Origin of the sequence: Enterococcus sp. CWB-B31, assembly GCF_020567645.1 — a bacterium.
GTDB lineage: Bacteria > Bacillota > Bacilli > Lactobacillales > Enterococcaceae > Enterococcus_L.
Genome location: NZ_JAJDJW010000001.1, coordinates 253,092 through 276,254 on the forward strand (window position 1 = coordinate 253,092; position 23,163 = coordinate 276,254).

At 39.3% G+C, this 23,163-nt stretch carries 21 protein-coding genes; 19 read left to right on the forward strand and 2 right to left on the reverse strand.

The features are described 5' to 3' along the window. Positions 1–60 precede the first annotated feature (60 nt). On the reverse strand, positions 61–360 hold the full coding sequence (locus LI954_RS00950; protein ID WP_202068830.1) for a hypothetical protein: 300 nt from the start codon (positions 358–360) through the stop codon (positions 61–63). Positions 361–833: 473 nt separating this feature from the next. Here LI954_RS00950 and LI954_RS00955 point away from each other — a divergent pair, with 473 nt between their 5' ends. From LI954_RS00955 to LI954_RS01005, 11 genes are all read left to right on the forward strand, one after another. After that, entirely contained in the window at positions 834–1,202 is a 369-nt protein-coding gene (locus LI954_RS00955) for a hypothetical protein (protein WP_229443253.1), read from the forward strand. 264 nt (positions 1,203–1,466) lie between these two features. Then, a complete protein-coding gene (locus LI954_RS00960) occupies positions 1,467–3,488 on the forward strand; it encodes a BglG family transcription antiterminator (RefSeq protein ID WP_229443255.1) in 2,022 nt (673 codons plus the stop codon). Between the two features lie 44 nt (positions 3,489–3,532). After that, positions 3,533–4,006 (forward strand): PTS sugar transporter subunit IIA, encoded by a 474-nt coding sequence (locus LI954_RS00965; RefSeq protein ID WP_202068826.1) that lies wholly within the window; start codon positions 3,533–3,535, stop codon positions 4,004–4,006. A gap of 216 nt (positions 4,007–4,222) precedes the next feature. After that, positions 4,223–4,501 carry a PTS sugar transporter subunit IIB gene (locus LI954_RS00970; protein ID WP_202068825.1) on the forward strand — a complete coding sequence of 93 codons (279 nt, stop codon included), beginning with the start codon at positions 4,223–4,225 and terminating at the stop codon, positions 4,499–4,501. Between the two features lie 22 nt (positions 4,502–4,523). Then, the gene (locus tag LI954_RS00975; protein ID WP_229443256.1) at positions 4,524–5,912 is read left to right on the forward strand and encodes a PTS galactitol transporter subunit IIC; all 1,389 of its coding nucleotides are present in this window, start codon (positions 4,524–4,526) and stop codon (positions 5,910–5,912) included. A gap of 294 nt (positions 5,913–6,206) precedes the next feature. Beyond that, complete coding sequence (locus LI954_RS00980) at positions 6,207–7,142, forward strand: 1-phosphofructokinase family hexose kinase (RefSeq protein WP_229443257.1); 936 nt, start codon at positions 6,207–6,209, stop codon at positions 7,140–7,142. A 10-nt stretch (positions 7,143–7,152) separates the two neighbouring features. Continuing rightward, positions 7,153–7,800 carry a class II aldolase/adducin family protein gene (locus LI954_RS00985; protein WP_229443258.1) on the forward strand — a complete coding sequence of 216 codons (648 nt, stop codon included), beginning with the start codon at positions 7,153–7,155 and terminating at the stop codon, positions 7,798–7,800. A 251-nt stretch (positions 7,801–8,051) separates the two neighbouring features. After that, a complete protein-coding gene (locus LI954_RS00990) occupies positions 8,052–8,765 on the forward strand; it encodes an NAD-dependent protein deacylase (protein WP_202068856.1) in 714 nt (237 codons plus the stop codon). Between the two features lie 6 nt (positions 8,766–8,771). Continuing rightward, positions 8,772–9,620, forward strand: coding sequence for a chorismate mutase (locus LI954_RS00995; RefSeq protein WP_229443259.1), 849 nt, complete (start codon positions 8,772–8,774; stop codon positions 9,618–9,620). 16 nt (positions 9,621–9,636) lie between these two features. Then, entirely contained in the window at positions 9,637–10,149 is a 513-nt protein-coding gene (locus LI954_RS01000; RefSeq protein ID WP_202068821.1) for a transcription repressor NadR, read from the forward strand. Positions 10,150–10,345: 196 nt separating this feature from the next. Further along, on the forward strand, positions 10,346–11,839 hold the full coding sequence (locus LI954_RS01005; protein ID WP_229443260.1) for an aldehyde dehydrogenase family protein: 1,494 nt from the start codon (positions 10,346–10,348) through the stop codon (positions 11,837–11,839). A gap of 236 nt (positions 11,840–12,075) precedes the next feature. Here LI954_RS01005 and LI954_RS01010 read toward each other — a convergent pair whose 3' ends face one another. Next, a complete protein-coding gene (locus tag LI954_RS01010) occupies positions 12,076–13,056 on the reverse strand; it encodes an L-lactate dehydrogenase (protein ID WP_202068852.1) in 981 nt (326 codons plus the stop codon). 427 nt (positions 13,057–13,483) lie between these two features. Here LI954_RS01010 and pth point away from each other — a divergent pair, with 427 nt between their 5' ends. The 8 genes from pth (at position 13,484) to hpt (ending at position 23,127) form a co-directional block, all read left to right on the forward strand. After that, a complete protein-coding gene (gene pth / locus LI954_RS01015; RefSeq protein ID WP_229443261.1) occupies positions 13,484–14,050 on the forward strand; it encodes an aminoacyl-tRNA hydrolase in 567 nt (188 codons plus the stop codon). Positions 14,051–14,068: 18 nt separating this feature from the next. Then, complete coding sequence (gene mfd / locus LI954_RS01020; protein WP_229443262.1) at positions 14,069–17,596, forward strand: transcription-repair coupling factor; 3,528 nt, start codon at positions 14,069–14,071, stop codon at positions 17,594–17,596. A 24-nt stretch (positions 17,597–17,620) separates the two neighbouring features. Then, entirely contained in the window at positions 17,621–19,207 is a 1,587-nt protein-coding gene (locus LI954_RS01025) for a putative polysaccharide biosynthesis protein (protein ID WP_229443263.1), read from the forward strand. A 4-nt stretch (positions 19,208–19,211) separates the two neighbouring features. Next, positions 19,212–19,481: an RNA-binding S4 domain-containing protein gene (locus LI954_RS01030; protein ID WP_202068816.1), complete on the forward strand. Its 270-nt coding sequence runs from the start codon at positions 19,212–19,214 to the stop codon at positions 19,479–19,481. Between the two features lie 67 nt (positions 19,482–19,548). Beyond that, positions 19,549–20,013, forward strand: coding sequence for an FtsB family cell division protein (locus LI954_RS01035; RefSeq protein ID WP_202068815.1), 465 nt, complete (start codon positions 19,549–19,551; stop codon positions 20,011–20,013). A 63-nt stretch (positions 20,014–20,076) separates the two neighbouring features. After that, a complete protein-coding gene (locus LI954_RS01040) occupies positions 20,077–20,574 on the forward strand; it encodes a S1 domain-containing RNA-binding protein (protein WP_202068814.1) in 498 nt (165 codons plus the stop codon). Between the two features lie 606 nt (positions 20,575–21,180). Then, positions 21,181–22,563 carry a tRNA lysidine(34) synthetase TilS gene (gene tilS, locus LI954_RS01045; RefSeq protein WP_229442392.1) on the forward strand — a complete coding sequence of 461 codons (1,383 nt, stop codon included), beginning with the start codon at positions 21,181–21,183 and terminating at the stop codon, positions 22,561–22,563. Positions 22,564–22,581: 18 nt separating this feature from the next. After that, positions 22,582–23,127 carry a hypoxanthine phosphoribosyltransferase gene (gene hpt / locus LI954_RS01050; protein ID WP_229442391.1) on the forward strand — a complete coding sequence of 182 codons (546 nt, stop codon included), beginning with the start codon at positions 22,582–22,584 and terminating at the stop codon, positions 23,125–23,127. Positions 23,128–23,163 lie beyond the last annotated feature (36 nt).

Consider the following 23,163-nt stretch of genomic DNA (forward strand, 5'->3'; position numbering starts at 1 on the left):
TTGAATCTAGCTTTCAACATTCAGCAACATACATGCCCTGAACTTTTTATTTACGTTTTTTTATGCTTTAGCCGGTGTTTTAGGTTCTCTCCCAAGAATCGCCTGTAAGACAGTCATTACACCATATGTTGCTAAAATAGCGTAGATCAGACTTGAATAAGTCGTGATATCGAAATCCCATGTTTTATAAATAACCAATACAATTGCTAATACAATACCAGCAAGTACATTGAATAAAGCGAAAGCCCAAAGGTTTCCATTTTCCTTGCGAGACAGATAGAAAACTGAAAAGCCGAGACTTAATACACCCCATGCAATACATACCAGGATTGCTGCCCAGTAAATAATAAATGCTACCACATCATTTCACCTCACTTTGTTCAGTAGTATTTTATCATGTTCTGGATTTTTTGTCATGAAAAGCTGGTGAAAAACTGTTGTTAAATGGAAATAGTTTCAGCAGGTCAACCCTGCTAAACCAATAACAATCATTATAAAAGCTAATTCGAAATATTAGATAGGAAAACATAATGATACGACAATATTTTTATTGACCGTCTCTATCCTTTACCTTACCTTATTAAAGATGAAAATGTTTAAGGGAATGGGGTGTCTGCATGTGGTTTCTACCTGCACTGCTAACAGTTTTGGCATGGCGAGCAGCAGATTTGTTTTACAAAAAAGGAAATAATCAGAGAGACTGATTTACTGCAACAAAAACGACTGTAATGGTTGGTCTGGTCAGGGGGCTTCATGTATTGTTCTACTATGTCATTTATGAGGGGATTGCCTATGATTGACGTAATATAATTCTCTATTTGTCGGTTTCTTTGATGTATATTCTATCAATGGCAATCGGCTATTTTGGTTTGCGCTATATCGAATTATCTATCTCTTCTCCCATAAGCAACTTTTCGGGTGCTGTTTCAACTTTGCTGACTTTCTTTTTACTGGGAGGTACAATGGACGGCATTCAGTTTGGAGCAGTCGTAATTATCTCCATAGGGATTTTTCTACTCTCTTTCTTTGAAAAGCAGGAATTTAACAGAGAGCTGAAAGCGGAAGGTCAAAAAATAGAAAAGAAATACAAGATCAGAGCTGTTGCAATTATTTTTCCAATCCTCCGTTGTATCATTGATGGGTTGGGTCCTTTTTTAGACGGCTATTATTTGGAATTTAATCAGCTTATGTCAGAGGATTAGGTGAATGTGAGTTATGAACTCGCCTCCTTTTTTTACTGTCTGTTAAACGTGGGAGACACTTTTTTCTGATAGAAAATATAGGAGAAAACAGCTAAGCAAAAGTTTAGAGTCAAAAAAGGGAATTGTTTCACATTTTATAAGGAATAAATAAAAAAGAAAAGGAGAACATCCCAATTTAAAAAAAGATAGCGGTTACATTTTGTGATGAAAACAGAAAGGATACACCAATTATTCAGTTAAGATAGAATTAGAAAGCGGGTGACAATGATGGATAGTTTGGAAATGGCCTTGATTCAAGATATTCTGCAAAGAGACAACCTAGTGATAGAGAAACTCCTGTCTTCAAATCTTTTATCACAAATGGATTTGATAGAACATTTAAAGACGATCAACCATACTCTCAATTCCGAACTTGGTATTGAAAATCAGCAGATTTATTTATCAGATAAAGATCGGGAAAAATGTTATGGCTATCTTAAAAAGCATAAGCAGATACTGTTTACTTATTATGAAGCGGATTATCGAAAAGCCCTTCTCTTTTTGAATTTGCTGTTAAGTGAAGAGGATTTGAATCTTCAGGAACTGGCGGATCAGCTGCTTGTAAGCAAAAATACTGCATTGGCAGATGTTAAACGCTTGAAGCAAGACTTGGAGGAAAGCGGAATATTCCTGAAATATTCAAGAAAATCAGGATATACCTTACTTGGATCCGAATTTATCATTCGAAATGAATTAGTTAATATACTGAAAAATTTATTAAAGCAGCCTTCCGGTAAATATTTTTTGCTGGAAACAGGGTTTGTTCAGGAATACGAAGTGTTTTTGCTAAAAAGAAGACTGGCGCATCTTCAGAAAAAAGCGCAGCTTACGTTCACAGAGGAAAGTATGGAAGAATTGCCGCTGGTATTGGCTTTTCTGATTCGAAGGGCGCAATTGTTTACAAGTAACTGGCATTTTAAATTTGAGAAATATGATATCAAGAATACAAAAGAATTTCCGATGTATGCAGATATATTCAGAAATGTTTTCGGCTTAAATGAGAATGATTTGTTGTACCTGGTTCTGCAAATTCTGTCAGCAACAATGATTAACAGAAAATTGAGCCTGTCGGAAAGTGAAGAGCTTGTACGGGCGATGGATAAGTTTATTGTCTTTTTGGAAGAAGAATGCGTGATGCAGTTTCGCAGCAGAGAAGGCTTGAAAGAGAAGCTTCTGCTCCATTTAAGACCGGCGATCTATCGGTGTCTGCTGAGTATGAATATAAAGAATCCTTTGACTGATGTCTTTATCGAAGAATATAAACCGCTGTATTCAAAGATTAAGGAAGGAGTCACCGTATTTGAACAGCTTACAGGAAGAGCATTCCCGAAAGAAGAAATTGTATTTATTGCAATGATTGTGGTCAGTTCCATGATGCACACTGCTGAAGAAACTGAAGCACCGGTTTTTAAAGCGATGGTGTTATGCCGCAGCGGTATGTCTATTTCCAAGCTTTTACTGGAAAATCTGCGGCTGCTGTTTCCAAAAATAGAATTTGTTGGAGCTTATGCTATTCACGAAGTTTCTCAGAGTGGTTTTGATCCTGATTTTATATTTACAACCATTCCGATTCACACAGAAATTACGACTTTTTTAGTGCCGCCGGTTTTAGACAGAGAGGCAAGGGAGAAAATCAAAATGCAGGTGGAACTTGCTATTAATCAGGACGTAACTAAAAAGACAAAAGAATTGTTTGGCTATCTTAGCGACTTGTTTCCAGAATTTTGTAAGGAAGATGCGTTTATGCGCATCGAAAGCTTTTATACCCAAAATAATCAACAGGAAGTTGCTGTGAAAGAAGATTATTTTCGCTTGACACCGAAACATGTCACAGTCATTGAAACAGCAACTCTGGATGAGGCATTGACTGAGGTTTTCCAGCCTTTAGAGGAGCGCCATTCTGTTACGAAAGAATACATTAGCGAATGTAAAGAAATTTTCCATCAGGACTATCCCTATATGATGATTGCCCATGAATGCTATCTCCCGCATGCAAAGCCTGAATATGGCGTGATAAAGCCGGACTATCAGATTCTTTTGATAAAAGAAAAAGTACAGCTGCCGAATCAAGAGAATATGCAAATAGTGATTGCATTGGCACCATCCATTGAAAATCAACATGTGGAGTGGCTTTTAACAATAAATCAGCTCTTTCTGGAAAATGAGATACAGCAAGAGTTAAGTAATGTGAGATTGGACGAAGACCTCTTTTCTTTGATTGAACGAGGACTGAGTACCATCACATAAAAGTAAAAAATGTATTATTCGAAAGACATAAAGAGGTGAAAAATATGGTGGGGACAGAACTATTTAGTGAAGAACTGATTTTTATTGAACAGGAACTGGAAGATCGAACAGCATTGTTTAAATGGTTTAACAATTACATGTTCAAAGAAGGCTATGTGAAAGAGAACTATTATCAAAGTATTTTAAAGAGAGAAGAACAGTTTCCCACGGGGATTCAGACAACAACAGTTGGAGTCGCAATCCCGCATGCTGATCCGGAGAATCTGAACGAACCATTTATTGCAGTGATTATTCCGCAAAAAAGTATTGAATTTGAACCGATGGGCATTGCTGAAGGGAAAATACAGGCAAAGTTAATCTTTATGCTGGGTGTTCTGAAAAACGGTGATCAGGTGATCGCCTTGCAGAAGCTGATGAATCTTTTATCAAATGATGAAGCTGTGCAGCAATTATTAGAGGTGAGAACGTGCAAAGAAGTCATGGCTGTTATTCAAAAGAATTTTGATCAGCCGGAATAATTATCAGGGTAAAAATAGCAGCAGAAATAGATGCATGTGTACGGCAGGAGTCAACAGCTGAAAGAGACAGGAGGAATTTGTTGCAGATTTGGTGGGAATTTTCAGAGTTATTTTAAGAAAAAAATGGCAGTATCAAAAAAAGAAATAACTATCAGATAGATAAAAATGCTGTAAGGCTTATACTTAAAAGCTGTTCAGCAGATCAGGAGGAAGAAGATGAAAAGAATTATTGTAGCATGTGGAAGCGGAGTGGCAACATCTCAGACTGTTGCAAGTAAAGTGAGTCGTCTTTTAAAAGAACGGAAAGTAGATGCTTATGTGGAGGCGGTGGATTTGAAATCAGTAGATCGTTATATGGATTCAAGCGTGGCGTATATCACAATTACAAAAACGAAAAAAGAGTATCCGATTCCTGTCATTAATGGTATTGCATTTTTAACAGGGATGGGACAGGAAGCAGAGCTTCAAAAGCTGATTGATATTTGCAGTGAATAACTCATAAGAATGAGGAGGAAAAATGATGGAGATACTGAGTAATATTGTTAACTATCTATTGAGTTTAGGTGCAGCTGTTTTTGTTCCGATTATTATTATTATCGCAGGACTGATTGTAGGAATGAAGGTGAAGGATGCCATCAGTTCAGGCTTGACACTTGGGGTTGCTTTCATGGGAATGACGATGCTGATCAACTTTATGACCGGAGCGATAAGTCCGGCGGCAGAAGCAATGCTGGATACAGCTGGTATTTCACTGCCGATTGTTGATGGCGGCTGGACTACCATGTCAACGATCTCGTGGTCCTGGCCGTATGCATTTTTAATGTTTCCTTTAATGATAGGGATCAATGTCGTTATGCTGGTTATCAATAAAACCAATACCTTTAATGCCGATCTCTGGAATGTTTGGGGGAAAATATTTACGGCTGTTGCTGTTGTAGGGATTACCGGGAGTATTCCGCTTGCATTCGGAGTTGCAGCGATCCAAGTTATATTTGAGTTGAAGTGTGCGGATGCACATCAGCACAGGATTGAAATATTATCAGGAATTCCCGGCGTAACCTGTACCCATAAAATGGTCTTTCTTGCAGCGATTTTTTATCCGATTGACAAGCTGTTGAGGAAAATTCCGGCACTAAATAGAGACTTTGATGCAGAAGCACTAAAAGATAAAGTTGGGATTTTTGCTGAGAATCATGTGCTTGGATTCATTTTAGGCTGTCTTTTTGGTGTCCTTGCCCGCTACACAATTGCAGAAACTCTGACTCTGGCTATTCAGGCGGCCACTGCGTTAACGCTGTTTCCAGTAATCACAAAGTATTTTATGCACGCGCTATCCCCTATTTCAGAGGCAGTAAGTGACTTTATGAATAAGAAATTTGAAGGCAGAACTTTACTTGTCGGATTGGATTGGCCGTTTATGGGCGGTTCAAATGAAATCTGGCTGGCTGTTATTTATTCAGTTCCTGTCACCTTGATTTTCTCAATGTTTTTACTGGGAAATGAACTCCTTCCGTTTGCGGGAATTATCAATATAGCTTTGGCAGTGCCTGCTTTCCTTGTAACAGGAGGAAATTTGCTGCGGATGATTATTCTGTGTACAATTGGCTCGCCGATTTTCCTGTGGGTCGGTACTGCATTTGCACCGTTTATGACCGACTTGGCAAATACAACCGGTGCTGTACAGCTGGAAGCTGGGAAAATGATCTCCAATAGTTCAATTGATGGACCTGTGTTTACGTATGCATTCTCCCATGTCTTCAAGTTTTTGGAAGGAAACTTTATTCCGCTGATTATCCTTGTTGTCTGGGTGATATGCTTCCTCTTCTACTACCATGAACTTCTGGACGAAGCAAAAGCAGCACAGCAGGCAGAAGATGGTGAAATATTTGAAACATCAGAAGCTTAAAATGGCAACTCAAAATAATCTATGAAAACTCTGTTCTAAATAGCCAATGCCCTTGATAGTGAGCCTCTAACATTGAGCGTTCTGAGATAAAAAGCGCAGTAAGAAAGCGTGTCAGGAGAGTAAACTTAGCTCAATGATGCGCACTGTAAAGTGTTCGCTTCCCCTCTTAGATAACAGGTCTGCGGCATAGGAGGGAAGGAGTGGAAAAACGAGTGTAAATCGTACTGCTGTTAAGTTTTCATAGTATTTTTTAGAATATATTTTAAATACGCTTAAAATAAAAGAGGGAAGTCTATGATTTATACAATTACGTTAAATCCGGCTATTGATCGTCTGGTGTTTCTGGAGAAGCATTTGTCAAAAAGAAAAACCAATCGAGCTGCAAAAGTTACTTATGATATTGGGGGAAAGGGAACCCATGGCTCTTATGCGATGTCGCGTTTGGGCATCCCTAATCTAGCATTGGGATTTGCCGGAGAAAAGAATTTAGAGAAATTTGAACAGGTACTGGAACAGAAGAATATTTCACATCTGTTTTTGAAAATACCAGATGAGCAGACACGAGAATCCATAGTTATTATTGAACCCAATAATCAGGGGACGACTATGTTGACAGAACCCGGCTTTTTAGTGCCAGAGAGTATAAAAAACGAGCTGTTGGCTTATTTGGAGGAACAAGTGACTGCTGAAGATGTTGTGCTGATTGCCGGATCATTGCCGGAGAATTTTAATTTGTCTGATTTGGAAAAACTGATCATAGGTTTAAAGGGAAAAAACTGTTTTATTGCCTGTGACTTGTCAGGAGAAGCATTGGTGAGAGCTGTTGATTTAGGTGTGGATTTTATCAAGCCCAATGAATTTGAGCTGACTGAGCTGCTCCTGTCTGAAGAGGGCTCTGCTGACTATGCCTTGAATCAACTGGCACAGAAAATCACCTGCGTTGTTGCTTCCAAGGGAGAGCTGGGAAGCATTTGCTGCTATGAAGGGAAAAGGTATCAGGTAAAAGCACCGAAAGTGAACGAAGTAAACGACACTGGAGCAGGGGATTGTTTTGTGGGTGCTTTTCTGGCAGCTTTTTCCAAAGACTGGGATATTGAAGCGGCGTTGAAAACGGGAAGTGCCTGTGCAGCCAGTAAAGTGCAATATGAAGATAGTTCTTATTTTGATCCTGTTGAAGCAGAACAGCTGATGAGTCAGGTAGAATTGACTGTCTGTCAAAATACAATTTAGGAGGAATTTGATGCTTTATCAAGCAGAAAGAGAAGATTTATGTAAAATTACAAGAAACATTTATCAGCGTTATGGAACAAACGCGGCAGGAGGAAACATTAGTGTACGCCTGAATGATGAACATATTATCATGACGCCGACATTGATGTCTCAGAATCATTTATGTGACTTGTCTCCTTATCAAATTCTTGTTGTGGATATGAACGAAACGATTATTGAAGGTTATGGTCGGCTGACAAGAGAAATCAATATGCATATGGCCTGTTATCGGGAAAATCGTAAAGTTGGCTGTGTGCTTCATGGTCATGCCAGAGAATCCATGGTTTTTGCTTCCCAGGGAATGGATATGCCGAATTTAACAGAAGCCACCCAAAAATTTGGACAGATCCCCTGCTTGCCTTTTGCACCAGCCTGTTCTCCTGAACTGGCGGAGATTGTCAGCAGCCATGTAAGAAGTTTAGGGGACGATGTACTGTCAAAGGTTATGCTGCTGAATAAACATGGTGTTTTAGTTTTGGAAGAAACACTGCATAAAGCAAATGATATGCTGGAACGACTGGAATACAATGCATATATAGCCTATAAAGCATTGTTGTTTGATAAGTTGGGAATTCAAAAAATCGAAACAGTTGAACATGCGTATAATACAGAAGAATAGAGCAAAAGGAAGCGAAAGAATAAACGATAGGCTATAGTTCATCCATCAAATGCCTTCTAAAAGCAAATAAGAAAGAACCGTAAGGATTTCTGAAGTGCGCCTCTTTAGTTAGACCAAAAAATCTAGCTCAGGGGCGCACTGTATTTCTGTTCTCTTTTTCTTAGTAATAAAACACAAAATTTTACAGGAAAAGATTCCCTTCTTTTTCTTTTATCGTCTATAATAGTAAAGAGCGGGAGTTGACTAAAATGATGGAAAAAAGAAGTATAATTGATGGAAAAAACTGGATTGAAGCGGCACAGTCGATCACTTTCTTAACGGGAGCAGGAGTGTCCACAGCGTCAGGAATTCCTGATTATCGCTCGTTAAAAGGCGTGTATCAGGGATTGGAGCGGCCGGAATATTTGCTTAGCCGAACCTGTCTGCTGAAAGAACCGGAAAAATTTTATCACTTTGTCAAGAAGCTTTATCATCCGAAAGCAAAGCCAAATGTTATTCATCAGGTGATTGCTGATTTGGAAAAGTCGAAAAACTGCTGGACAGTTTCCCAGAATATTGACGGTCTTCATCAAAGAGCCGGGAGTGAAAACAGAATTGATTTTCATGGAAGCTTATATTGCTGTTCCTGCGAAAAATGTTGTCAGGAGGTTGATGTTGCCGCATATTTAAATAGTGACCGACATGATCATTGCGGCGGACAGCTTCGTCCGGATATTGTTTTGTATGAAGAGGGATTTGAAGAACAGATAATAGAGCATGCTGTTGAAGCAGTGGCACAAGCTGAATTGATTGTAATTGTCGGAACAACTTTTCAGGTTCATCCCTTCTGCGACTTGATTTTTTATGCTCAACCCACAGCGAAAATAATGGTTGTCAATCAACAACCGGTTCCAATTCAAAAACAAGCATATTATATAGAAACAGATGCTGTTGAACTATTTAAACAAATTACTGCGAAGGAATGATGGTCAGTGGAGACTTTTAAGACGGAAAAACAAAAAATGATCGATGGAGAATTATATTTTGCTTCAGACCCTGAATTAGTGGCAGGTCGAAAACATGCGAGAGAACAAATGAAGCTGATTAATAATGAAGCAGATCAACAAATTAGAAGGCAGCTGGTAGAAGAGTCATTTGGTTCTACAGGGAGCAATGCTCATATCGAACCCGAGATAAGTTTTGACTATGGCTACAATATCCATGTAGGGAAGAACTTTTACGCCAACTTTAATAGTATATTTTTGGATATATGTCCAATTACAATTGGAGATAACTGCATGTTTGGCCCAAATGTTCAGTTGTATACTGCTTCGCATCCATTAAATCCGGCAAAACGAAACAGCGGATTGGAGTTTGGTAAACCGATTACAATTGGAGATAATGTCTGGCTGGGCGGCGGTGTGATTATCATTCCAGGCGTGACTTTGGGGGATAATGTCGTGGTTGCTGCAGGTTCAGTTGTAACGGAATCTGTCCCGGATAACTATGTAGTTGGAGGAAATCCTGCAAGATTTATCAAGTCTGTTGAGGATGAACCTGCTTCAGAATCAGATGATTTAGACAGCCAAAGAGAAAAAATTGATTTGATTGACCGAAAAATTATTGCTCTTTTAGAACAAAGAATGGATGCTGTTACAGAAATTGCAGCGATTAAAAAGAGCCGTGGTCAAAAAGTATTCGATCCTTCAAGAGAAGAAAAAATTCTGGAAAAAGCTGCTTCTTACGCTAAAAATGAAGCGTACAGAGAGGCCTTAAAAGATACTTATCAGGGAATCATGGATGTTTCCAAAAAATATCAAAAAGACCAGATAGATAAGTAATAAATGAGGTGAAAATATGGAGGGGACAAAACGACGGACAGAGATTTTAGAAGTACTGAAGGAAGCTGAAAAGCCGGTCAGTGCGAGCAAACTAGCTGGAAAGTTCGTAGTCAGCCGTCAAATTATTGTAGGAGATGTAGCTTTGCTGCGTGCTTCAGGACATGAGATCATCGCAACTGCACGAGGATATATGTTGGAGAAAGAAGAACGGGGATTTTCAGCAAAGATTGTCTGTCAGCATCGGCCGGATCAGACGGAAGAAGAATTATCCTGTATCGTAGAGCTGGGCGGCGAGATTCTTGATGTTATTGTGGAGCACCCAATCTATGGCGAGCTGACCGGAAATTTAAGAATCAGTTCAGAAAGCGAGGTACAGCGTTTTATTAATACACTTAAGCACAGTCGCGCTGCACTTCTGTCAGAACTGACTGGCGGACTTCATTTGCATACAATCCGTTGCAGGGATCAGCAACATTTGGAGATAATCAAACAAGCATTACTTGAGAAAAAAATTCTTTATCAGAATTAATTTTGTCCAAACTTAAGAAACTGTCATTTAGCTTCTGAGCTTTTTGTCAGTTTTTTTCGTTACTGTTTTAAGGTCCTATATACAAGATGAATGCGTAATATATTTCGAAATAATTCGTTTTGATGGTTCTACTGTACTTTTCAAGTTGATCTATTATAATTGTAAGCGTAAACATAAAAAGAAAGGCGGTAATTTTTTGAGTAATTCAACAGATTTTTTTGGAGTTGTGGATGCAAGTTATCAATTGTATATTGATGGAGAATGGACTGCCGGATCAGGAAATAAGAAAAAGACCAGTTATAATCCAAGTAATGGAGAGGCATTGGCAGAATTTATTGATGCAGTCCATGAAGATGTAGACAGAGCGGTTGAAGCGGCTCAAAAAGCATTTATCACTTGGAAGGATGTTGACGTAGTTACCAGAAGTAATATGCTGCTAAAAATTGCTGATTTAATTGATGAAAATGCAGATCGCCTGGCTATGGTTGAAACCTTGGATAACGGCAAACCAATCAGAGAAACGTTAAGTATCGATGTTCCGCTGAGCTCAGATCATTTCCGCTATTTTGCTGGTGTGATTCGCTCAGAGGAAGGAACTTTAAAGGAATTTGATAAAGATACTCTTTCTTTAGTTATTAAAGAACCTATAGGTGTTGTTGGTCAGATTATCCCTTGGAATTTTCCGTTACTAATGGGAGCGTGGAAGCTGGCTCCTGCACTGGCAGCTGGAAATACAGTCGTTATTCACCCTTCTTCAGCAACCTCACTGAGCTTACTGGAGTTATTCAAAATTTTTGATCAGGTTCTTCCTAAAGGTGTCGTGAATTTAATCACAGGTAAAGGCTCTGACTCAGGAAACTATATGCTGGAGCATGAAGGCTTTGACAAGCTGGCATTTACAGGCTCAACGGAAGTCGGTTATACAGTGGCGAAAGCGGCTGCTAAGCGTTTAATTCCTGCTACACTGGAGCTGGGTGGAAAGTCAGCAAATATTATTTTTGATGATGCAAACTGGGAAAGAGCATTGGAAGGCGCACAGATGGGTATTTTATTTAATCAGGGTCAGGTTTGTTGTGCAGGTTCCAGAATTTTTATTCAGGAAGGGATTTATGATCGTTTTCTTGCAGAGCTGAAAATAAAATTTGAAGAGATAAAAGTTGGATTGCCTTGGGAAAAAGATACTCAAATGGGTGCACAGGTGAATGAACGGCAACTGGAAGGTATTCTGAAATATGTGGATATTGGAATTAAAGAAGGTGCCAGACTTGTTACGGGCGGAGCCCGTGTAACTAAAAATGGTCTGGATAAAGGAGCTTTTCTAGCACCGACTCTTCTGGCAGATGCATCAAATGCAATGTGCATTGCACAAGAAGAGATATTTGGTCCGGTTGCCACAGTGATTAAATTTAAAACAGAAGAAGAAGTGATTGAAATGGCTAATTGTTCTGAATACGGTTTGGGGGGAGCTGTCTATTCCCAAAATATTAACACTGCTTTAAGAGTAGCTAAAGGAGTTAGGACAGGTAGGATGTGGATCAATACCTATAATCAGTTGCCGGCAGGTGCACCGTTCGGAGGGTATAAAAAATCGGGAATTGGCAGAGAGACACACAAGTCAATGCTGGATGCTTATACTCAAATGAAAAATATTTACATTGTAACTAAAGAAGGAACAGATGGATTGTATTAGTACAATTGTGTGCGGCAAAATGGAGTGAAATTTTTAAATAATTACAAAAAGTATCTATCCAAACAGGAGGTTGTGATAAAGCTTCTACAACACTGTTTATTCGGCTCTAGGGGACTCAGACATACTAATGTCACAGTCCCCCTGTTTGTTTGCAAAAAGAACTGTATACCAGCCTCGTTCATCTGATGCACAGTTCCCAATATTTTTTGATATTTTCTTTTGCAGTAATCCGTCGTTTATTTTTTCTCAGCTTCAAACTTTTCAAAAGCGGAATTAATTACTTCTTTAAGTGCCGAAGCAGAAGCATTCATTCGGTCTTTTTCGGAATCCGACAGCGGAATTTCGATAACCTGTTTGACGCCCTGACGATTGATGACTGCAGGGGCCCCGATAAAAATATCTTTTTGATCATATTCGCCATCCAGATAGACTGACAACGGGAAGACAGAATTTTCATCATCCAATATTGCTTTTGTGATTCGGGCGAGAGCAACGGCGATTCCATAGAATGTTGCCCCTTTTTTATCAATAATGGAGTAAGCTGCATCACGTACGTTGAAGAATAGATTGACCATTGCCTCTTCGTCAACCTCAGGATTGTTTTTAATCCATTCATAAATCTGCAAACCGGCAACATTTGCATGTGACCAGACAGGAAATTCAGTATCACCGTGTTCGCCCAGAATATAGGCATGAACGTTACGTGCATCAACCTCTACCAATTCAGCAATTGCCTGACGGAAACGGGCAGAGTCAAGTGAAGTTCCGGAACCAATCACGCGTTCTTTAGGAAACCCTGAGAACTTCCATGTAGAATATGTCAAGATATCAACAGGATTGGCTGCAACTAAAAAGATTCCGTTAAATCCTGAGTCAACGATTTGAGTGACAATTTCCTTATTTATTTTTAAATTTTTATGAACCAGATCAATCCTTGTTTCACCGGGCTTTTGTGGAGCACCCGCTGTCAGTACAACAAGATCTGCATCGTGACAGTCTTCATAAGAGGCAGCATAAATTTTTTTGGGAGAAGTAAAGGCAAGGGCGTGAGAAAGATCCATTGCATCTCCTTCAGTCTTCTTCGTGTTGATATCAATGATACCAACTTCCTGAGCAATATTTTGAGTAACAAGAGCGAAAGCATAACTGGAGCCGACAGCACCGTCACCCACTAAAATTACTTTTTGATGATCTTTTTTTTCTGCAGCTGCGTTCATGTGTACCATTCCCTTCTTAGGTTTCTTTGCTACAAGAATAGTATCATTACCTGTGCTTTTTGTCACGTGATTACGCTCGAAATTAGTACAGTTTTTGAACCTGTTATAAATGGTAACTCTTTCATGTTCGATAGTTCACTATTCTTGCTTGTTACATTGTTCTAAGGTTTCAAACTGTAAATTATTGAATTTTTAATCTTTAAAATATTAGGAACAGCGGATATTGTGTTATACTGTGAAGATAGAATCTGGGCAGTTAATTGACTGCTCGGGTATTTTGTGTTGGACAATTGCTTCTTGAGAATATTATTAGCACAGTTTTGGAAAAATAGTAAACATGAAGCAGTTTTCGGACATAAAAAATTCAATGAGTTTTATGACGGTAGTCAATGACTCACTGAACAAAGAGATTAAAGGGGAGTCTGTAATGAAAATGATCGTTGGATTGGGAAATCCAGGAAGTAAATATCAGGAAACGAAGCATAATATAGGATTTATTACAGTGGATGAAATTGCTTATCGGCAAGGGGCTGTGTTTAAAAAGTCTCAGTTTGAGGCGGACATTGCAGAGTTCTTTATAGGAACAGAAAAGATCATGCTGGTGAAGCCGCTGACATTTATGAATGAATCCGGTCGTTCAGTGGGACCGTTAATGACTTATTATGGTGTGGAGGATCATGAACTAATCGTAATCTATGATGATCTTGATTTGGAGATTGGCAAGATTCGTCTGAGAGAAAGAGGCGGAGCAGGCGGACATAACGGAATGAAAAGCCTCATCTCACATTTGGGAACAAATGTATTTCCAAGAATTAAAGTAGGAATTGGTCGACCGGCAGGAAATGAAACAGTTGTTCAATATGTGCTGAGTAAATTTCCTAAAGCAGTCCATGAGGATATTCTGCTGGCAGTCAAAAGAGCAGCAGATGCTGCCCTTTTTGCATGCGAAGGGCATACTTTTATAGATACAATGAATCAATTTAATGGGAAATAACAGGAGGTGGTTAGCCAGATGAATATTATTGAACGAATTAGTGAAAGCAGTATTGTTCAAGAGTGGGTTAAAAAACTTACTGGAAATCACCGACAACTGATTACGGGACTTTCCGGCTCTGCGAAAACGCTGGTCATGACCAGCGGCTATCAATATAAAAAGAAGAAAATGATGGTGGCTGTACCCAATCTATACTATGCAAATCAGCTAGTAGAAGACTTGAGAAATGTTCTTTCTGATGATGAAGTCCATCTGTTTCCTGTTGACGAGGTTTTGTCAGCAGAAATGGCCTTTTCTTCGCCAGAAGCCAGGACCGACCGCATTGAAGCACTGAATTTTTTACTTTCTGACAAAACAGGGATTATAGTCGTACCTGCAGCGGGGTTAAGAAAATTTCTTCCTGAAAAAGAAACATGGAGACAGGGACAGCTTCACTGGAAAATTGGTACAGAGGTTGAGTTGGATAAGCTGGCACAAAAACTGGTTCTAATGGGTTACGAAAGACAGTCCTTAGTAGGGAAGCCGGGAGAATTCAGTATCAGAGGGAGTATTGTTGATGTTTATCCCCTTAATTCACAGTATCCGGTAAGAGCAGAGCTGTTTGATGTGGAAATAGATTCTTTACGTTATTTTGAAGCAGATACGCAACGTTCAACTGAAGTAATTGATTCAGTGGATCTATCTCCCGTGACGGATACAATTTTTTCAGATGAAGATCTGTCGTCTGGAATTGTTCGCTTACAGGACTTACTGGAAAAACGGCTGTCTGTGACTAAGGAAGAAACAGATAAAGTGTTTCTGGAAGAATACTTTGGTCAGATTATTACTTCATGGGAAGAGGGCATTCCTACGGAAAATGCCCGTTACTATGCTGATATTCTGTATAAAGGACCGACAACTATCTTGGATTACCTGCCTGAGGACAGTCTTCTGGTTGTGGATGATTATGCCCGCATCTTGGAAACTGAAAGAGAAATTGCGCGTGAAGAAGCCGAATGGCATGTCCTAAAGCTGGAAGAGAAGCGTGTTTTTTCTGAACAAACTTTTGGTATGGGGATTCATGATCAGTTGAGAAAGCAGCGTTTTGCGGCAACATTCTTTTCTCTTTTCCAAAAAGGAATGGGAAATCTTCGTTTTCAGGAGATACACAATTTTCAATATCGGTCCATGCAGCAGTTTTTTGGTCAGATGCCATTATTGAAGGCCGAAATGGACCGTTGGAAAAAACAGGATCAAACAGTTTTAGTGTTCGTACCGACGAAGGAGAGAGCTCAGAAAGTTGAAAGTCTGTTCAGAGATTTTGATATATCCAGTGTGGCAGTTGCCGAAAATCAGCTTTTAGAAGGAAGAATTCAGCTGGTCCCCGGAGAGTTGCAGACAGGCTTTGAATTGCCTTCAGAAAAATTAGTCGTGATAACAGAAAAAGAGATTTTTCATACAGTCACCAAAAAGAAAACCCGGCGTCAGACCATTTCAAATGCTGAACGTTTGAAAAGCTACAGTGATTTGAAAAAGGGAGATTACGTGGTTCATGTGAATCATGGGATTGGTAAATATATAGGCATGGAAACACTGGAAGTTGATGGTGTTCATCAGGACTATATCACTATCCTGTATAAAAATGATGACAAGCTTTTTATTCCCGTCACTCAGCTGAATTTAATTCAGAAATTTGTTGCTGCAGAATCTAAAACACCGAAAATCAACAAGCTTGGCGGAAGCGAATGGACAAAAACGAAAAGTAAAGTTTCTGCGAAGATTGAAGATATTGCAGATGATCTGATTCAATTATACGCTGCCCGAGATTCTGAAAAAGGCTTTGCGTTTCCTCCAGATGACGGCTATCAAAAAGAATTCGAGAATGCCTTTCCTTATTCAGAAACGGAAGATCAACTTCGCAGTTCTGCTGAAATCAAGCATGATATGGAAAAGAGCCGACCAATGGATCGCCTGCTGGTAGGTGATGTTGGTTTTGGTAAAACAGAAGTTGCGCTGCGTGCAGCTTTCAAAGCCATTTCAGCTGGAAAACAGGTGGCATTTCTTGTTCCGACAACCATTTTAGCTCAGCAGCACTATGAAACGATTCAGGACCGATTTGAAGGGTTTCCTGTAGAGGTTGGTTTATTGAGCCGGTTTAGAACAAAAAAGCAGCAAAATGAAACAACCCAGCAGTTACAAAAAGGTCAGGTAGATATCGTAGTGGGAACTCATCGTCTTTTATCAAAGGATATTGTGTTTGGCGATCTGGGACTTTTGATTATAGATGAAGAGCAGCGGTTTGGGGTTAAGCATAAGGAACGGCTGAAGCAGCTGCGGTCCCAGGTGGATGTTCTGACTCTGACAGCTACACCGATTCCAAGAACCCTGCATATGTCGATGCTTGGCGTAAGAGATCTGTCTGTGATTGAAACACCGCCTGAAAACCGATATCCGATTCAAACCTATGTAATGGAAAATAATCTTGGTGCTATTCGTGAAGCGATTGAGCGGGAGCTGGCCAGAGACGGTCAGATTTTCTATTTATATAATCGAGTGGACACAATTGAGAAAAAAGTGGAAGAGCTTCAGGCGCTGGTCCCACAAGCCCGAATTGCCTATGCTCATGGTCAGATGACTGAAATACAGCTTGAGAACACACTCTTTGATTTCATTGAGCGGCAGTATGATATTTTAGTAACAACAACTATTATTGAAACAGGTGTAGACATTCCAAATGCGAATACATTATTTGTTGAAAATGCTGATTATATGGGATTGTCAACGTTATATCAATTGCGCGGCCGTGTTGGGCGGAGTAATCGTGTCGCCTATGCATATTTCATGTATGAGCAGCAGAAAATTTTGAATGAAGTCAGTGAAAAACGATTGGAAGCTATTAAAGACTTCACTGAACTGGGGTCCGGTTTTAAAATAGCGATGCGGGATTTATCTATCCGTGGAGCCGGCAACCTTTTAGGGGCTCAGCAGCATGGCTTTATTGATTCAGTTGGATTCGACATGTATTCTCAAATGCTGGAGGATGCTGTTGCCCGCAAGCAAGGGAAGAAAGTTCTGGATCAGAAAACATCAGTTGAGATAGATTTGGGAATTGATGCGTATCTTCCAAATGAGTATATTTCAGATGAACGGCAGAAAATTGAAATTTATAAACGTATCCGTCAGCTGGAGAATAAAGAGATGTACGAAGAGCTGGAAGCAGATCTTTTGGATCGATTTGGCGAATACCCAGATGAGGTTGCCTATCTTCTGATGACAGGCCTAATAAAAATGGACGGAGACAGGGCCCTACTTGAAACAATCCGTAAGAACCAGCAGGTAATCAAATTTACGCTGAGTAAAGTTGGGACAAAAACATACACTGTTGAGCAAATATTTGAAGTTTTGGCGGTTACTTCTCTAAAAGCCGATTTGGCTGTGGATAATGAAAAAATGACGATACGGCTGCAACTGTACAATGGAATGAAAGCAGCTGCCTGGCTTCAGGAAGTTTCAGCTTTTGTTTCAGCTTTGCGACAGGAAAAATATAAACAGAAAACGAGTTTGTAGTAAAAAGAGACGGGAGGAATCGAAATGGCGCACAAGGAAATTCGTTTAATGCTTCAGGGGGCACTGGTAATGACTATAGCCTCTTTCATAGCCAAATTACTGAGCGCTGTTTATCGAGTTCCTTTTCAGAATCTGGTTGGGGATGAAGGCTTTTATGTTTATCAGCAGGTTTATCCGATTTATGGTATTGCCATGACACTTGCGTTGTCGGGCCTGCCCCAGTTTATTTCAAAAATCGTTGCAGAGCAGGAAACAACCAGTGAAAAAAAACTGGTCCTGCAGCGACTGTTTCCGTTTGTTTCAGCAGTCGGTCTGGGCTGCTTCCTCTTTTTCTTTTTTGGAAGCAGCTGGCTGGCCTATCTAATGGGAGATATCCAACTGGCTTCTCTTATTCAGGTTGTTTCGATCACTTTTCTGCTGGTTCCTGTTTTGTCTTTTTACAGGGGGAACTTTCAGGGACATCTGCTGATGACACCAAGTGCGGTCTCTCAGGTACTTGAACAAGTGATTCGTGTAGGTGTAATTCTGCTGGCCGCCGGCTTCTTTAAATCATTTCGCTGGAATGTCTATCAAACCGGCACAATGGCAATGGGCGGGGCAGTATTGGGCGGAGCTGCAGCAGTTTTCAGTCTGTGGTATTATGATCGGAAAATACAGCCTGCAAGCTCAAATTATTTTATTCACTGGAAAATAGATAAAGAAGGCAGACAGTTGTTTCATCGATTGTTTATTGAGGGTGGACTTGTTTCTTTATACAGCGCTTTTTTGATTGTTTTTCAGCTGGTTGATTCATTTTTTATTAAGAATGCTTTAGTTTTATCGGGAATGACCGATAAAGCCGCTAAAATAGACAAAGGGATTTATGACAGAGGTCAGCCTTTAGTTCAGCTGGGACTTGTAGTTGCTCTTGCACTTAGCTCTACATTTCTTCCTGCGCTCACAAAATATTTTATTGGTAAAAAAGATAAGCAGTTTAATGAAGCAGCAAAAATGTTTTTGAGATTGACAACTACAGTGGCTTCGGCGGCTTCAGCAGGACTTCTAATGCTGCTTCCCTATATAAATTTTGCTTTATTTAAAGATTATAAGGGAAACGGTGTACTGGGTCTTTATGTATTTGCCATTGCTTTTATGGCAATTATTCAGGCTTATCAGAGTATTTTACAAAGTAAAAATAATTTTAAAATCTCTTTTCTGGCAGCTTCTGCCGGGATATTGGTAAAGCTTCTGCTGACCAGTATCATGACTCAGAGATTTGGAACAGTTGGTTCAAGTCTTTCAACCATTTTTGCCTTACTTGTTACTCAGGGGGTATTGATGAAAATGTCAGACAGGAAGTTGAATCAATTCTGGCAGGAACGAAACTTTTTAAAAAAGCTATTGACTGGCCTTGGGATAATGGTTATAGTCTTATTGATTTACCAAGGAATACTCGGACTGATTTTTGGGATTACAGCGCATAGAGGGCTGGCGCTGATCTTTGCATTAATTGGTGTCGGGCTTGGTCTGACAACATTTTTCTTTGTAATTATACAATTACGACTGTTTACAGTCAGAGAATGGCTGATGGTACCATTTGGTAAGAAAGTTTTAAGAATGAAAAAGAGGTGAGCCTATGCGTTTAGATAAATTTTTAAAAGTCTCTAGAATTATTAAGAGAAGATCTGTTGCTAAGGAAGTTGCGGATAAGGGGAGAATTCAGATCAATGGAATTCTTGCAAAATCTTCCAGCAATGTCAAGCTGGGAGACGTTATCAAAATTCGATTTGGGAATAAGCTGTTGGAATTCTCGGTAAAAGAGCTGCATGATTCAACTAAAAAAGAAGATGCACAGAAAATGTATGAAATTATTTCTGAAACAAGAGTTGAAAATTCCGAAGATTAAGATTAGACAACCTTTGAAGATGTTGGTATAATAAAGCGGACATACAAAAGTGAGTGGAGCGAAAGAAATGGGAAGAAATAAAAAAGAATCAAATAACATTGCTGCACTGAACAATGAATATACCAAGGAACAATATGCGGAGTTTCAGAAACAGCAAAAAAAATTGATTTTTAAACGTCGTCGGCTCGCAGTCATCTTTTTTATCGCAATCGTTGTTTTTTCCATATCCGGCATTGAACTGCTTAAGGATTATCAGAAACTGCATTCTTTTGAAAAGCAAAAGGAAGAAGTTGTTGCTGAATCGTCGGAAGTGGATAAAAAGTTAAGGCGATTGGAAGAAGACGTAGCCTTGTTGAAGGATCCTAATTATGTCGCAAAACTGGCAAGAAGTCGTTACTACATGTACAAAGAAGGGGAACAGATTTACCATGTTCCTGATTTTGGCTCGGCAATCAGTACAGATAAAGAAACCACTACCGCCACTACTACAACAGAAAGCAGTCAAACACAGTCGCAATCATCCGACGAATAATTGGATGCTGACTGAATATATATATTTAATTACTAGGGTAAAAATAGGAGGAACACATTTTTTATGTCAATCGAAGTAGGAGCAAAGCTGTCTGGAAAAGTGTCAGGAATTACAAATTTTGGGGCCTTCATTGATTTAGGTGAAGGAAAAACTGGTTTAGTCCATATCAGTGAAGTATCGAATGGTTTTGTAAAAGATATCAACGATATTTTATCTGTAGGAGATGAAGTAACAGTAAAGGTTACTTCTGTAGGAGATGATGGTAAGGTAGGTTTATCTATCCGTAAAGCGCAGGATAATCCGGAAGCGCCTAAAAGCAATTTCCAACGTCGTAACAACAGCTCTCAGGATAATCGCAGCAGCCAGCAGGATAATCGCGACAGAGGTCATCACTCGGCGCCCAAAAAACAGTTTAATAAACCAGTGAACAATCATTCTAATAGCGGACAGGATTTTGATTCATTAATGAGTTCCTTTTTAAAAGATAGTGACGATCGCTTATCTTCGCTGCGCAGAAATACAGAGGGCAAGCGAGGCGGACGAGGCGGACGCCGAAATTAATTGAAGTGTGAGGTTATGACATATCTTCATTTGTCTAGAGCTGCCAACGTTTTTCAAATATAGAAGCGTTTGTATCGAAAATCGGGCAATGTAAGACTCGTAGATTTAGTGTAGGAACATCTAGCGAGATTGCCAGACCTGCTTACCCAACAGTAAGTTAACAGGACGGTATGCGAAGCTCTGATGGGGACTGTGACATTAATATGTCTGATATTAGGTTTCTAGGGGATGTGACTTTTTTGTCGCACCCCCTTTTCTTTGCTTTTGGGATGTTTTAAACACCAGAAAATCTTTTATTTGCTTTGAAAGCAGAAGGTCCTTCAATTTTTTGGGGAAAAATGAATAAAGTAATGAAGGTATACTAGAGCGTGAATGAAAAGCTAGTGGAATTCAAATTTTCCAGTGATTTTTGTTGAAGTCAAGGAAGAAAACACAGCTTATGTGGTTCATAAGCGAGTATTTATGACGATGGGTTCTATAAAAAACATCAAAATATTCATCGCTTGAGTTTTTAGATATACCCTAGATAAGTAAATCGGATTTTTGTCGTTGGAAAAGGGGAAACAGCTTTCGTTATAGGGGTTGATGAATGGGGAGGAGAAACACGTGCTGGAAAAATTTTATCAGGAAGTAAAGCAATTAGACTGCTGGCATCCCGAAGAGCGGATTTTGCTTGCAGTTTCCGGCGGCGTTGACTCTATGATTTTATTGTATGCGATGATGAAAGTATCTGAAATGTCAGGCTGTACAATCGGTGTGGCTCATCTCAATCATAACTTGCGACCGGAATCTAAAAAAGAATCGACCTATATAGAAGAGTTCTGTACAGAACATCAACTCCCTTTCTATTTGGAAGTATGGCAGGAAGAAATACCTGAAAATAATCAGGAGGCAAGATACAGAGAGTTTCGCTATAATTTTTTTAGAAAGCTTATGGCTCAATATAATTATACGACAATCATGACTGCACATCATGCAGATGATCAGGCGGAAACTATTTTGATGAAGTGGGTTCGCGGCAGTCGATTAGTGAATTTAGCCGGAATAAAAAAAGTTCAGGCATTTGGGACTGGCAAATTAGTTCGACCTTTTTTGATTTTTTCTAAAGAAGAGCTGAAAGTATTCGCAAACGAACAGAATATTGTGTATTTTGAAGATAGTTCCAATCAATCAGAGGTCTATTTCAGAAATAGAATACGACATCGTGTTATCCCCTATTTGAAAGAAGAAAACCCCAATTTCCTTAAACATGTTGAAACATTCAGCACACAAGTCTCAATGGCTGATGAATTAATTAATGGGATCATGGAAAAGAAGTATAAACAATGGGTAAGTAAAAATAATTTTGGCTGGGAAGTTGATTTGACGGAGCTGAAAAAAGAAAGCAGCGGTATGAAATATTTCTTTTTGCAGTATCTGCTGCAACAGACATTGATCCGGCAAAATATTGAAATGAATCAAGATCAGCTTGAGTTTATACTAAGCAGTCTGGACAGCAGCAATCCTCAACAAAGAATTTTTCTGAAAAAAGGCTGGTACTTTATAAAAGAATACAATATCGGTTATTTAACGAAAGAAACCATAAGCTCTTCGTTTGTCACACATATTTTAGAAAAGAATCAGGGGCTGTTTTTATCTGAAAATGAATGGATTGGGCTGGAAAGTTCTGAGACAAAGCTGACTGTTCCGGAAAAGGTTCGAGAATGGAAACCGCTGGAGAGACTTCTTTCTTCCGAAGTGATACTGCCATTAAAAATCAGGCATAGGGAAGACGGTGACAGAATCGCATTGTCTGAAACCCTGACAAAACGTTTAAACCGGATATTTATTGATAAAAAAGTGACAAATTCATTAAGAGAAAATGCATGGGTCGTTTTGACTGCCGATGAAGAGGTCATTTGGGTACCTAATTTTGCGAATTCTTATTTGAGTATTCCTAAAGAAACTGATAAAATACACTACAGACTCCTTTATCGGACAAAGGAGTAAAGTTGAGAGGAGAGCGTCATGCTAGACAAAGATATTAAAAGCGTTTTGATTACAAAAGAACAGATTATTGAGAAAACAGCTGAGCTGGGGAAAAGGTTGACTGAAGACTACAAAGATAAAAGTCCATTGGTTGTTGGGATATTAAAAGGTGCAGTTCCTTTTCTTGCTGATGTTATTCGCGAAATCGATACCAATTTGGAAATGGATTTTATGGATGTGTCAAGTTATGGCAATGCCGCTGTTTCTTCCGGTGAGGTAAAAATCATCAAAGATTTGGATACAAATGTAGAGGGACGTCATATCTTAATTGTAGAAGATATCATTGACAGTGGACGTACGCTGGCTTATCTGGTTGACTTGTTCAAGTACAGGAAAGCAGCTTCCGTGAAAATTGTCACATTTCTTGATAAACCAGAGGGCCGTGTCGTAGACATCGAGGCAGACTACGTTGGATTTAACATTCCAAATGAATTTGTAGTAGGCTACGGTCTGGATTATGCAGAGGCTTATCGGAACCTGCCATATGTTGGGGTATTAAAGCCAGAGGTGTATGAAACAAAATAATATCTCTCCTTGAAATAGTTATGTTACAATATAAAG